This is a genomic window from Halopseudomonas xinjiangensis (assembly GCF_900104945.1).
GTDB classification, from domain to species: domain Bacteria; phylum Pseudomonadota; class Gammaproteobacteria; order Pseudomonadales; family Pseudomonadaceae; genus Halopseudomonas; species Halopseudomonas xinjiangensis.
Window position 1 is genome coordinate 3,416,630 of sequence record NZ_LT629736.1, and the last position, 11,887, is coordinate 3,428,516.

The 11,887-nt window shown below is 61.7% G+C and carries 14 protein-coding genes; 13 read left to right on the forward strand and 1 reads right to left on the reverse strand.

Translation table 11 applies throughout. The features are described from left to right. Window positions 1-16 precede the first annotated feature (16 nt). On the reverse strand, window positions 17-796 hold the full coding sequence (gene flgA / locus BLT85_RS16080; RefSeq protein WP_093396920.1) for a flagellar basal body P-ring formation chaperone FlgA: 780 nt from the start codon (window positions 794-796) through the stop codon (window positions 17-19). A gap of 111 nt (window positions 797-907) precedes the next feature. On the opposite strand from flgA, the gene flgB reads away from it, so the two are divergent. The 13 genes from flgB (at window position 908) to BLT85_RS16145 (ending at window position 11,817) form a co-directional block, all read left to right on the forward strand. After that, window positions 908-1,273, forward strand: a complete 366-nt coding sequence (gene flgB / locus BLT85_RS16085) for a flagellar basal body rod protein FlgB (RefSeq protein WP_093396923.1) — start codon at window positions 908-910, stop codon at window positions 1,271-1,273. Window positions 1,274-1,275: 2 nt separating this feature from the next. Then, window positions 1,276-1,704 carry a flagellar basal body rod protein FlgC gene (gene flgC, locus BLT85_RS16090; RefSeq protein WP_093396926.1) on the forward strand — a complete coding sequence of 143 codons (429 nt, stop codon included), beginning with the start codon at window positions 1,276-1,278 and terminating at the stop codon, window positions 1,702-1,704. Then, the gene (locus BLT85_RS16095; RefSeq protein WP_093396929.1) at window positions 1,704-2,384 is read left to right on the forward strand and encodes a flagellar hook capping FlgD N-terminal domain-containing protein; all 681 of its coding nucleotides are present in this window, start codon (window positions 1,704-1,706) and stop codon (window positions 2,382-2,384) included. Before flgC ends, BLT85_RS16095 begins: the two co-directional genes overlap by 1 nt. Window positions 2,385-2,416: 32 nt before the next feature. Next, complete coding sequence (gene flgE, locus BLT85_RS16100; protein ID WP_093396932.1) at window positions 2,417-3,595, forward strand: flagellar hook protein FlgE; 1,179 nt, start codon at window positions 2,417-2,419, stop codon at window positions 3,593-3,595. Window positions 3,596-3,604: 9 nt separating this feature from the next. Beyond that, entirely contained in the window at window positions 3,605-4,333 is a 729-nt protein-coding gene (locus BLT85_RS16105) for a flagellar basal body rod protein FlgF (protein WP_093396935.1), read from the forward strand. A gap of 12 nt (window positions 4,334-4,345) precedes the next feature. Further along, window positions 4,346-5,131 carry a flagellar basal-body rod protein FlgG gene (gene flgG, locus BLT85_RS16110; protein WP_093396938.1) on the forward strand — a complete coding sequence of 262 codons (786 nt, stop codon included), beginning with the start codon at window positions 4,346-4,348 and terminating at the stop codon, window positions 5,129-5,131. 4 nt (window positions 5,132-5,135) lie between these two features. Then, window positions 5,136-5,792 carry a flagellar basal body L-ring protein FlgH gene (gene flgH / locus BLT85_RS16115; protein ID WP_093396941.1) on the forward strand — a complete coding sequence of 219 codons (657 nt, stop codon included), beginning with the start codon at window positions 5,136-5,138 and terminating at the stop codon, window positions 5,790-5,792. Window positions 5,793-5,850: 58 nt separating this feature from the next. Continuing rightward, window positions 5,851-6,912, forward strand: a complete 1,062-nt coding sequence (locus tag BLT85_RS16120) for a flagellar basal body P-ring protein FlgI (protein ID WP_231701611.1) — start codon at window positions 5,851-5,853, stop codon at window positions 6,910-6,912. An 8-nt stretch (window positions 6,913-6,920) separates the two neighbouring features. Then, the gene (locus BLT85_RS16125; RefSeq protein WP_093396947.1) at window positions 6,921-7,940 is read left to right on the forward strand and encodes a lytic transglycosylase domain-containing protein; all 1,020 of its coding nucleotides are present in this window, start codon (window positions 6,921-6,923) and stop codon (window positions 7,938-7,940) included. Further along, the gene (gene flgK, locus BLT85_RS16130; protein ID WP_093396950.1) at window positions 7,937-9,304 is read left to right on the forward strand and encodes a flagellar hook-associated protein FlgK; all 1,368 of its coding nucleotides are present in this window, start codon (window positions 7,937-7,939) and stop codon (window positions 9,302-9,304) included. Before BLT85_RS16125 ends, flgK begins: the two co-directional genes overlap by 4 nt. Window positions 9,305-9,345: 41 nt before the next feature. Continuing rightward, window positions 9,346-10,260, forward strand: a complete 915-nt coding sequence (flgL, locus tag BLT85_RS16135) for a flagellar hook-associated protein FlgL (RefSeq protein WP_093397858.1) — start codon at window positions 9,346-9,348, stop codon at window positions 10,258-10,260. An 11-nt stretch (window positions 10,261-10,271) separates the two neighbouring features. Next, window positions 10,272-11,309: a hypothetical protein gene (locus tag BLT85_RS16140; protein WP_093396953.1), complete on the forward strand. Its 1,038-nt coding sequence runs from the start codon at window positions 10,272-10,274 to the stop codon at window positions 11,307-11,309. A gap of 154 nt (window positions 11,310-11,463) precedes the next feature. After that, entirely contained in the window at window positions 11,464-11,817 is a 354-nt protein-coding gene (locus BLT85_RS16145) for a tryptophan synthase subunit beta (RefSeq protein WP_093397861.1), read from the forward strand. The last annotated feature ends 70 nt before the right edge of the window (window positions 11,818-11,887 follow it).

The window sequence follows — 11,887 nt, forward strand, 5'->3', positions numbered from 1 at the left end:
TGGGGCGCTCTGGCGATCACTCCCAGGTACTGGTGACTTCGCCAGGCCCGATCACCTGGGCCTGAATCACTGCGTCGCTGGTCACGTTGCGCACGCGGATGACTTCGCCCTGCTTGCCGTCTGCCAGCGCTTCGCCATGGGTAGACGCTTCGATGCCTTGGTGGCGAGCGAGAATTCGTACCGGCTGCCCGCGGCGCACGGGCGGCGCTTCGCTGAGTAAGGAGGGATTGAGCACCTGATCCGCGCGAAGCCGGCGGCGGGCACTAAGTCCGATGACTTCCTTTTCCTCGGTAATGAAGCCGCGCTGGGCGCGGCTGATGTTGATGCGCTCGCGTTTTAGGTGGCCGGGCTCGATCGGCTGGCCGCGATCGACATTGGTCGCCGTGGCCAGTACCGGCAGAAACAGGTCCTGGCGTGTGCTCAGGGTTTGCGTCCAGCCGGGTTGATCGGGGCAGCGCAGTTCCAGGCGCAGGCGGTCGAGCGGAGTAGGACGGCCGCTGGTCTGGGTGACGTCCAGTGGCTGGCTGCAAACCGGGAAAGCGCTGCTGTCACTCAGCGGGCTGATGTTTAGATTGAACGTCAGGTTACGCCAGCCGTTGCGCTCGGCTTCGCGTTTGATCATCGCTTCCAGGTAACTGGTCGCTGCCGCCTCGATCTGCTCGGTGGCGCTGCCAGTGGCATGCGTGACGCCGGCGAGCGCAAAGCCCAGCAGCGCGGCGGAAAGGACTTTTCCCCCTGCTGCCGCAGTCTGGCGAAAAAGCGGAAATGCAGCGTTGGTAGCGGACGGCCTGATCATGGAAAGAGCCTTGTGAATCAGTGAGTTGAGATGTGCATCATCTGTAGGCACAGATAATGCATAGACCATGCCGTAGATAGATTGGCACCGCTTCACTCAGGGTTTCAGGACATGAGTATACAGTTCGACAAGGCATACGGCGTGCACGTCCAGGCGATGGAAGTACGCATGCAGCGCAGCGAGATATTGGCCGCCAACCTGGCCAATGAAAGCACTCCGGGCTTTCAGGCGCGCGATATCGATTTCGCCGGGGCCATGCGGGATCTGGCGACACGTGGAGCGTCCTCCTTCCGCTCTGCCAGTTCAGCTTCGGACCTGATGTACCGGGTGCCGAATCAGGCTTCGCAGGATGGCAATACCGTCGAGCTGGGCGTCGAGCAGGCGGAGTTTTCCCGCAATGCCATGGACTTCCAGACCAGCCTGACCTTCCTCACGATGAAATTCAGCGGGCTGAAAAAAGCCATAGAAGGACAGTAAGCATGTCATTCGATTCGATTTACCGCATTGCCGGCTCGTCCATGAACGCCCAGACCGTGCGCTTGAACACCGTGGCCAGCAACCTGGCCAACGCCGAGTCGGCGGCGGGCAGCGCAGACGAGGTATACAAGGCGCGCAAGCCGGTATTCGCTGCCATTTATGAGAATGGCGAGCTGACCCGGCCGATGGGCATGGGCGGCGCGCACGTTCAGGTGCTGGACGTGGTGACCTCCGGTCGCGACCCGCAGCGCCGGCACGAGCCGGGCAACCCTCTGGCCGATGCCCAGGGCTACGTCTATTACCCCGATGTGAATAGCATCGAGGAAATGACCGACATGATGTCGGCCACGCGCAGCTTCGAGACCAGCGTCGAAGTACTGAACAAAGTCAAAAGCATGCAGCAGGGTCTGCTGCGTCTGGGAGAGATCTGATGACTACGGTCAATGGCGTCAACTCTAACGCAGTGAACGGTGTCGCCGGCGACGAGCCGCCCCGTGCGGCCGTCAATTTGAGCGATGCGGCGCAGATGGAGAACACCTTCATCACCCTGATGACGGCACAGATCCGCAATCAGGATCCGACCAAGCCGATGGACAGCAGCGAATTCCTCAATCAGTTCTCGGCCATGTCGCAGGTCAAGAGCATGGAGAACATGGCCTCGCTGACCCGCAACAGCCTGATTCTCACCGACAACCTGCAAACCCTGACCGCTGCCGGCCTGGTTGGCCAGGAGGTCAAGGTCGGCGTTGATCGCGTCACGCTGGGCGACAGCGTAATCAGTGGTCAGGTCAATCAGCAGAACGCATCCGGGCAGACCCTGGTTCGTCTGACCGATAGCGCCGGTGAGACGCACGTGATCAGCCTGGGTGGGCAGGCCCCCGGCCCGGTGAGCTTCAAGCTCGATCCGCAAGCGCTGGGTCTGGCGCCGGGGCCGTACATGATCGAGGCCGAGACCGATGCCGGCGAGTATCCGTCCATCGAGGTATCTGGCCAGGTCAGCCGGGTTCGCGTTAGCGCAGAGGGTCCGGTGCTGGATGTGGTAGGTGCCGGTAGCGTGCCGTTCTACAGAATCACCGAGTTTGGGCAGCCGGCCCTGGCCGGTTTGCTCTGATCGATTAACGATTTTTTGGAGGCTTTGACGCCATGAGTTTCAACATTGCCCTGTCCGGTCTGAACGCCGTCTCCGATCAGCTCGGAACCATCAGCAACAACATTGCCAATGCCGGCACCACCGGCTTCAAGTCCTCGCGTACCAACTTCGGCAGCGTCTATGCCGATAGCCAGGCGCTGGGTGTCGAGGTGCTGGGCAAGACCCAGAGCATTTCGCAGAACGGCACATTGGTAGCGACCGGTCGTACGCTTGACCTGGCGATCTCTGGCGGCGGTTTCTTCACCACCAAGGGCACCAACGGTGAGCAGGCCTATACCCGCGCCGGCGTTTTCAATACCGACAAGGACAACTACCTGGTCAGCGCGGCGGGTCACCGCCTGCAGGGCTACCCGATCGACGCGGCTGGCACGTTGCAGACTGGCGCCATCGGCGATCTGCAGGTACAGACCGCGAATCTTCCAGCCAAGGCCACCGACAGCCTGAAGTTCATCGCCAACCTCGATGCCGATCAGGAAGTACCTGGTGTGACTCCGATGGATCCGGCCAACGTTGATAGCTACAACTTCACCTATACCTCGAAGGTATATGACTCGGTCGGCCGCGAGCACGCAGTGACCCAATACTTCGTCAAGACCGCGGAGAACACCTGGGACGTGCACTATCAGGCCGGCGGCGCTACGCAGACGGCGAACCTTCAGTTCGGTACCGATGGTCAGCTGGTTGCCGGCCATGACCAGGCGTTCACGTTCAACCCGCCCGGCGCCAACCCGATCACCATGGCGATCGATTACAGCGGCACCAGCCAGTACGGCTCGGACTTCGTCGTGACCAGCAACCGCGCCAACGGCTACACCGCCGGCGAACAAACCGGCCTAGCTGTGGAAAAAGATGGCCGTGTCTTCGCCACCTACAGCAACGGTCAACGCATGGTCCAGGGTCAGCTGGTACTCGCCAACTTCGTGAACCTGCAGGGCTTGCGTAACGAGAGCGGCACCATGTGGACGGCCACCGAAGAATCGGGTGCGCCGCTGATGGATATTCCCGGCGCAGGCCAGAACGGCTCCATCGCCTCCGGCTCGCTGGAAAACTCCAACGTCGACCTGACCCGCGAGCTGGTCGGGCTGATGGAGAGCCAGCGCAACTATCAGGCGAACACCAAGGTGCTGAGTACCGACAAGGAACTCGCGCAGCTGCTGTTCAACGCCATCTGAGGCTGAATCATGGACCGTTTGGGATACACCGCGATGACCGCTGCCAGCCGCAGCATGATATCGCTGCAGGTGCAGGCGAATAACCTGGCCAACGTCAACACGCCCGGCTTTCGTGCCGACCTCGAAGCGTCCGAAGCCGTGGCGGTGGAAGGTTATGGCTACGACGCGCGACACATGGCGGTGGTCAAGGACAACGGCGTCGACATGCGTCCCGGCACAGCCATGGCTACCGGCCGGCCGCTGGATGTGGCGATCCAGGGCAAAGGCCTGCTGGCCGTGGAAACCGATGACGGCGAGGCCTACACGCGCCACGGCAGCCTGCAGGTGGATGCCGAGGGCCGTCTGACGGTCAATGGCCGCGCGGTTCTTGGCGACAACGGTCCGATCATGCTGCCCGAGTACAGCAGCGTCACCATCGGCTCTGATGGTGTGATAACCCTGATACCACGAGGCGATTTCGCCCTCGTCGAAGCCGGACGTATCAAGCTGGTCGACGTGCCCGCTGCCAACGTGGTCAAGCGCCCGGACGGTTTGCTGGCGACCAAGGATGGCGAGCCGGCGCAAGCCAGTGATGAAGTGGTGCTGGTACCGGGTCATCTCGAGTCGAGCAACGTGTCGGCCATCGAGCAACTGGTGTCGACCATGAGCCTGAACCGGCTGTTCGAGGCCCAGGTAAAAATGATGAAAGCTGCCGAGGATCTGTCCACGGCGGGCAACCGAATAATTCGTGGCAGCTAACGGAGACCTCTCATGAGTTCTGCAATGTGGGTAAGCAAGACCGGACTGGCCGCGCAGGACAAGGCGCTCTCCGCAGTCGCCAACAACCTGGCCAACATCAATACCACCGGCTTCAAGAGCGACCGGGTGGTGTTCGAAGATCTGTTCTACACCATTGAGAAGCAGCCCGGTGCGCTGGCCGACCAGGTCAATACCGTGCCGTCGGGCATTCAGCTGGGTAGCGGCGTGCGGGTTGCCGGAACACAGAAAGTGTTCACCGAAGGCAGCATGCAGACCACCAACCAGCCGATGGACCTGGCGATCGTAGGGAACGGCTTCTTCCAGGTCGAGTCGCCATCTGGCGACATTCTTTACACCGAGAACGGCCAGTTCCAGCTCAACGCCGAAGGCCTGATGGTCAATACACAGGGTCTGCCGCTGGTGCCGGCGATCGAAGTGCCGGCCGGCAGCAGCCGGTTCACCGTGAGCACCGACGGCATCGTCACGGCGGTGTTGCCTGGCGAGTCGATGCCGGTCGAGCTCGGCCAGATCAGTCTGGTGAACTTCGCCAATGCGGCCGGCCTGGAAGCTCTGGGCGGCAATCTGTATCGCGAGACCATCGCCAGCGGCGAGCCGGTCGAGGCTGCTCCGGGTGAAGACGGCATGGGCCAGCTCAAACAGGGCGTGCTGGAAGGCTCGAACGTTCAGGCCGTCGAAGCCATGGTGTCGATGATCTCGATCCAGCGCGCGTACGAGGCCAATGCCAAGGTGCTCGATGCTGCCTCAGGCATGCAGCAGTTCCTCAACCAGACGGTATAAGCACATGAAGACCTTGCTGTCGCTGGCCCTGCTGGTGCTGCTTGCCGGCTGTCAGAGCACCGCTCCTTTCCAGGACGACTCGGCCCTGTACCTGCCAGCGGAACCGGACTACGTCATTCCCGAGGCGCAGGCTGGTGGATTGTTCCGCTCCGGTTACAGCGGCTCGCTGGTCAGCGATCGTCGCGCAGTGAAGGTGGGCGACATCCTTACCGTGGTGCTCGATGAGTCGACCCAGTCGAGCAAGAGCGCCGGGACCAGCTTCGGCAAGGAAACCAGTGTTGGCATCGGTGTGCCGACCCTGCTGGGTACCGAGTTCGAGCAGCTGAACAGTTCGGCTTCGGCCGAGCGCGACTTCAAAGGCTCGGCCAGCAGCTCGCAGCAAAATACCCTGCGCGGCTCGATCGCGGTCACCGTGCATCAGGTGCTGCCCGGCGGCACGCTGCTGGTGAAGGGTGAAAAAGCGCTGCGCCTGAATCAGGGCGACGAGATTATCCGGCTCTCCGGTCTGGTGCGGATCGATGACATCAACCGCTACAACCAGGTGTCCTCGCAGAATGTGGCCAACGCGCAGATTTCCTACGCCGGTCGCGGTGCGCTTGCCGACAGCAACCAGCCCGGTTGGCTTACCCGATTCTTCACCAGCCCATGGTTTCCCCTGTGAGCTGCGGAGCTAGTTCATGAAAACGTTGATCCCGCTGCTGCTCTGTGCGGCATTTCTTATGAGCCCTTCGGCGTCGGCCAAGGTCGATCTGATGGATCTGGTGGATGTCGAAGGCATCCGCGGCAACCAGTTGATCGGCTACGGGCTGGTGGTCGGCCTGGACGGCACCGGTGATCGCGGCCAGGTGCGCTTTACCGGGCAGTCGGTCGCCAATCTATTGCAGGACTTCGGCGTCAGCCTCCCTCCGAACGTCAACCCGAACTTGAAGAACGCGGCCGCAGTGACCGTCACCGCCGAAGTGCCGCCGTCCTACAGCCCGGGGCAGACCATCAACGTCACCGTTTCCTCGTTGGGCGATGCCAAGAGTCTGCGCGGCGGCCTCCTGCTGATGACACCGCTGCGCGGCGTCGACGGCGAGGTCTATGCGCTGGCCCAGGGTGATCTGGTGGTGGGTGGCCTGAATGCATCCGGCGCGAGTGGATCGAGTGTGTCGATCAATCACGCCAACACCGGCCTGATCCCAAATGGCGCGACCATCGAGCGGATGATCCCGAGCGATTTTGCCGAGCGCCCGGACATCATGCTGAACATGCGTAGCCCGAGCTTCCAGACCGTCACGCGGATCGTCGAGAGCATCAACGAGCGTTTCGGCGAAGGCACCGCGCATGCGCTCAATGCTACCAAGGTGTCGGTACGCGCGCCGGTGAGCAGCACTCAGCGCATGAGCTTCATGGCCATGCTCGAAGGGCTGCAGATCGATGAAGGCCGGGTGCGGCCCAAGGTGGTGTTCAACAGCCGTACCGGAACCGTGGTGGTGGGCAAGGGCGTGCGTGTCAGCGCCGCCGCCGTGGCGCACGGCACCCTTACCGTAACCGTCAGCGAAAACCCGCAGGTCAGCCAGCCCGGCCCATTCTCGGGCGGGCAGACGGCAGTCGTGCCGAACACCGCTATCGACGTACGCCAGGAAGCCAACCCGATGTTCGAGTGGCCAGAGGGCGCGAGCCTGGAGGCCATCATCAGCACGGTGAACAGCCTGGGTGCGACCCCCGATGACGTTATGAGCATCCTGCAGTCGCTTGAACGTGCCGGCGCGCTGAACGCCGAACTGATCGTAATGTGAGCTCGCCCATGAATGTTCATTCGTTTTCACATGCGCAGCATGGCCTGCGTACCCTGACCGGCGCTCCGGATCCGCAGCGGCAGAAGCTCGAAGCCGCAGCTGAGCAGTTCGAAGCCTTGTTTCTGCAGCAGATTCTCAAGCAGATGCGCAAGGCCGGCGATGTGCTGTCCGCCGACAATCCGATGCGCAGCCGCGACCTCGATACCATGCGCGACCTGTACGACGAAGCGCTGGCTGACAGCATGTCGAGTCGCGGCCAGACGGGCATCCGTGACATGCTGGTCAAGCAGCTGTCCGGTCAGCAGAGCGCAACAGATGAAGTGGATGCCGCACATATGCAGGCATCTTCGCTGCCGCGTTCGGCTAGCGGGGCCTTCCAGCCGCTGGCCGATACCTGGCGGCGCGGCGTCGATCAGATAAGCGATATCTGGGAGCGCGGCAGTGCGTCCTTCCAGAATCTTGTGGCGAGCGTGATCAAACACGAATCCGGCGGGCGCGTCGACGCGGTATCGCCAAAGGGTGCCCGCGGACTCATGCAGCTGATGCCAGACACCGCGCGGGAAATGGCCGCCAAGCTGGGTATTCCCTACAGCGAATCCCGTCTGGCCAGCGATGGTGATTACAACAAACGTCTTGGCACCGCCTACCTGAACAACATGCTGGATCGTTATCAGGGTAGCGAGGTGCTTGCGCTGGCCGCGTACAACGCCGGCCCGGGTCGGGTCGACCAGTGGCTGCAAACCGTGGGCGATCCCCGTGGCAAGCAGATCACCGAGGCTGAATGGATCGAACGGATTCCCTTCAGCGAGACCCGAAACTACACCCGCAGCATTATGCGGGACTTGCGCGAACAGGCTTCACAGTCTTTGCAGCAAAAACCGGGAGCGGCCGACGCCGGCTCGGTAATAAATCAGCCGGAGCGGCTTAATAACAGCAGCGATATGGTCGCCTTCAATACTCAGCGGACAGTGGCTTCAGCAGCCTTTGCCCAGCCGATCCGGATTGAAACCAAGGAGTCTGCGTCATGAGTATGTTGAGCCAGATCGGCTACACCGGTCTGCAGTCGAGCCAGATGGCCATGACCAGCACCGGGCAGAACATCGCCAACGTCAACACTCCCGGTTTCAGCCGAATCGCTCCGACCATGGTGTCGCTTGCCGGCCAGAGCGGCCTGAGCGCGGGCGGCGGGGTGCAGATCAACAGCATCCGCCGGTTGAGCAGCGATTTTCAGAATCAGCAGCTGTGGCGCTCGAACACTGAAATGAATATGCACTCCAGCGCCCAGCAGTATCTCGGCGCGCTGGAAAGCCTGATGAGCGGCGACGGCTCGAGCATCAGCATTGGCCTGGATCAGTTCTACGCCTCGCTGAGCGAGCTCACCGTCAGCCCCGAATCGATCGCCCTGCGTCAACAGGTGATCAGCGAGGCCGGTAACCTCAGCCACCGCTTCAATGGCCTGAGCGGCAGCATCGACGCGCAGGTTCGCGCCGTGCAGGAACAGCGCGAAGCCATGGTCACCGAGATGAATGGTCTGGTCGGCAATATTGCGCAGATCAACCGACGCATCGTCGAAGCGCAGGGCGTCGGTGACGATACCAATGCCCTGCGCGATCACCGCGAAACGCTGGTCGGCGAACTCAGCCAGTTCGCCAGCGTGCGCGTACATGAGGTTCCGGACGGCTCATTGACCGTCTCGCTGAGTAACGGTCAGCCTCTGGTCGCCGGAAGCACGGCCAGCACCGTACAGGTCGAGCGGCTGGCCACTGGTGAGCAGCAACTGGTGCTGACCTTCGGCAAATCGACATTTCCCATCGCGCAGGATCGTCTGGGCGGTGGGCTCGGCGGCCTGAGCAAGGTCGAGTACGAATCGCTGCGCCCCGCGCTGGCCTCGCTGCACAGCATCGCCAGCGAACTGGCCGGTGCGACCAACGCGGCCCTGGCCACTGGCTTCGACCTGAATGGCAATCCCGGTCAGCCGCTGTTCGCCTACGACGCAGCGAGCATCACTGGCCTGCTCAAGACCACCGGTATCGGCGCTGCCGAACTGGGGCTTTCAGCAGTCGACAACGAAGTGGGTAACAATGAGGTGCTGCTCGATCTGCTGGCGCTGCGCAGCCGTACCGTGACCATCGGCGGCAACCAGATGACGCTGAACGATGCGTACGCCGGCATGCTCGGCCAGGTAGCCAGCGATAGCCGCCAGAACCAGGCGGATCTACGTTCGGCGACCACGGTCCGTGAGCAGGCCCAGGCCCAGCGTGACAGCATCAGTGCGGTCAATCTGGACGAGGAGGCGGTGAATCTGATGACCTATCAGCAGGCCTATCAGGCCAACATGAAAGTCATCACCACCGCCAACCAGCTGTTCAACGACCTGATGGCTGCATTCTGACAGGCAGGCACTTTCAAGCGGATCGACGGAGCTGAATGACCATGCGCATTACCAACGCCCAGACCATCGCCATCATGCACGGCGCGATGAACAACAACTCGGCAAAGCTGGGCCATCTGATGCAACAGATGTCGTCCGGCGACCGCATCATCCAGCCCTCGGACGACCCCATCGCCAGCGTGCGGCTGCTGCGTCTGCAGCGTGAAGAAGCCAGCCTGGCGCAGTTTCGCACCAACATCGCCACGCTGTCGTCCAGCCTGTCGATCCAGGAAGCCAACCTCAAGGCGACCTCGGACACCATGCTCAACCTGCAGGACCTGATGCTGTGGGCGGCCAACGATACCAATACCGATGCCGACCTCAAGGCGATCGCCGGCGAGATGGAAAGTCTCGAGCAGACCCTGCTCAGCTTTCTCAACGTTCGTGACGAAGAGGGCCGCTATCTGTTCTCGGGCACCACCAGCGACAAGCCCGCCGTCACCTTCGACGAAACGCTTGGGCAATACGTCTCCACGGGTAACGACAAGCATCGCCAGGCAGCGGTGGCCAATGGTGTGCTGATCAACGAGAACGTTACCGTCCGGGAAGTGTTCGGGGCAGATCTGACCTTGCTCAATGAGCTTCACAGCATGGTCGGTCGCTTGCAGGATCCGGCGCTGGATGCAACCGATCCGGCTGTCAAGGCGCAGATCCGCACCACCCTGGATGAACTGAATGCCACCCACGGCAAGCTGCTCGGTTCGGTATCGGAGCTCGGTGGTCGGCAGAACACGCTCACCATGCTGGGCGAAAGCAATACCGACGTGTCCATGGTCAACCAGAAGATCGAAGGCGAGCTGTCGCAGCTCGACTACGCTGGCGCCAGCATCGATCTGAACCAGTACATGCTGGCGTTGCAGGCGACTCAGCAGACGTATCTGAAGATCAATCAGATGTCCTTGTTCAGCAAGCTGTAGGCCACTGACCGATGAAAATTGACAAGCAGCTCCCGGTTGTCACGGCGATTGACCCGCAGGGGCACAGCCGCGCGGAAGGGCATCGTGCGCTCGCTGGTGAGTCGCAGTCGAAACTGCCCGGCGCTACGGAGCAATCGGCGCGATACCGTGAGGGCGGCAAGCATTCGGGCTACAACCTGCAGCTCAACCGGCAGTTGACGGCCATGCAATCGGCGGATAGCTATCTTGCCGACGTCGCGGCCCGCCTCGACCAGGTGAAGCTTGCGCTCAGTCGTCAGCTGGCAACACCCACTGCTGATGCCCAGCCCGCTTTGCGCGAAGCAATCGCCGTCCTGGAAAGCATGCTCGCCGAGCGTAGCAAGCGTTCCGCCGGCAGTCTGGATGCCAACCTCAGACTGAGCCTGAACGAACCTGCACGTACCCGCTTCCGCCTCCCGGGACTGGACTCGCTTGAGAGGCTGCAGGCGGTTCAGGAGACCCTGATCATCAAGGCCGGACGTCGGCAATCCGAGCCGGGTGTGGTAGTGCTTGAGCGAGGCGTGCATCCCGAGCAGATCCTGCGCCGGTTCAATGAGGCGCTCGCGCCAGCCGGGGTGCGTACCGAACTGGATAGCGATGGGAAGGTGGTTTTCAGCAGTCGTGAAACCGACTGGCTGCGTCTGCAGAACGGTATCGCCGTGCAGGGGCAGGGCGAGCTGTTCGAGCCAGACCGCTACAGCCTGGTTTCACCTCAGCAGGAAAGCTTCCTGACACTGGGTGAAGATCTGAAGCTGGAAACCAGCCAGCAACAGCGCAGCATGCTCGATACCGTGGTGAAAGCGCTTGATCGAATCGCTCTGCTGCGTGATCAGCTGAACCAGAGGAAGCAGGAAATCCGCGAGTTTCTGTCTCGACAGAGTGGTCAGAATGATCAGCAATGGGCAGCGGACTATGTGCAGTCGGTATTTGGACTGATGCAGAAAGCGACCTCCAACTACGCCGCCGTGACGCAGACTGTTGTCGCTCAGGCCAATCTCAACCGTTTTGCCGTCGTCAGTCTGTTGTCGTGATGAACGACGCTGGCCTGACAGGAGCCGCTCCGGAATGTCGATCATAGCCGACTGTTGCACCGCACTCGATTGCGCTGGACATGTCGAAAGCCGCAGTACATCCTTCGAAATTCAGGCTAGGCTGCAGCGCAGTGAAGCGCGCCCGGAGGAATCAATGGTGTACGTTCAGCGAGATGCTGACGGTCTGCTGCTACGCGTCGAGAGCAGACCGTTCGAGGGAATGACAGACACTCTAGCGGTCGAGAGCGCGGAGTTGGCAACCTGGCTCAAGACCAGAGAAGAAATACATGGACGTCTGCAGGCGCTAAAACAGACCGACATGGACATGGTCCGTGTACTCGAAGATGTGGTCATCGTTCTGGTTGAGCGTGGCGTCATCAGCTTTACCGATCTGCCTGAAGCTGCCCGGCAGAAGCTCGACGAGCGAGCGCTGGCGCGTGCCGACCTTGAGGGATTCAGCGGTGCGATCACCGGCCGTCTCGGCAGGCAGGCAGTTGTGGATCGTTAGCCACCGCGCTCCCGGAAGGTTTGTATGCGACGCCCTGGTTCCCCAGGGCGTTTGTACTTGTGCCGCGCTC

Coding starts and splice junctions, on each gene's coding strand:
- flgA (WP_093396920.1), bottom strand. CDS start 796: ATGATCAGGCCGTCCGCTACCAACGCTGCATTTCCGCTTTTTCGCCAG.
- flgB (WP_093396923.1), top strand. CDS start 908: ATGAGTATACAGTTCGACAAGGCATACGGCGTGCACGTCCAGGCGATG.
- flgC (WP_093396926.1), top strand. CDS start 1,276: ATGTCATTCGATTCGATTTACCGCATTGCCGGCTCGTCCATGAACGCC.
- BLT85_RS16095 (WP_093396929.1), top strand. CDS start 1,704: ATGACTACGGTCAATGGCGTCAACTCTAACGCAGTGAACGGTGTCGCC.
- flgE (WP_093396932.1), top strand. CDS start 2,417: ATGAGTTTCAACATTGCCCTGTCCGGTCTGAACGCCGTCTCCGATCAG.
- BLT85_RS16105 (WP_093396935.1), top strand. CDS start 3,605: ATGGACCGTTTGGGATACACCGCGATGACCGCTGCCAGCCGCAGCATG.
- flgG (WP_093396938.1), top strand. CDS start 4,346: ATGAGTTCTGCAATGTGGGTAAGCAAGACCGGACTGGCCGCGCAGGAC.
- flgH (WP_093396941.1), top strand. CDS start 5,136: ATGAAGACCTTGCTGTCGCTGGCCCTGCTGGTGCTGCTTGCCGGCTGT.
- BLT85_RS16120 (WP_231701611.1), top strand. CDS start 5,851: ATGAGCCCTTCGGCGTCGGCCAAGGTCGATCTGATGGATCTGGTGGAT.
- BLT85_RS16125 (WP_093396947.1), top strand. CDS start 6,921: ATGAATGTTCATTCGTTTTCACATGCGCAGCATGGCCTGCGTACCCTG.
- flgK (WP_093396950.1), top strand. CDS start 7,937: ATGAGTATGTTGAGCCAGATCGGCTACACCGGTCTGCAGTCGAGCCAG.
- flgL (WP_093397858.1), top strand. CDS start 9,346: ATGCGCATTACCAACGCCCAGACCATCGCCATCATGCACGGCGCGATG.
- BLT85_RS16140 (WP_093396953.1), top strand. CDS start 10,272: ATGAAAATTGACAAGCAGCTCCCGGTTGTCACGGCGATTGACCCGCAG.
- BLT85_RS16145 (WP_093397861.1), top strand. CDS start 11,464: ATGGTGTACGTTCAGCGAGATGCTGACGGTCTGCTGCTACGCGTCGAG.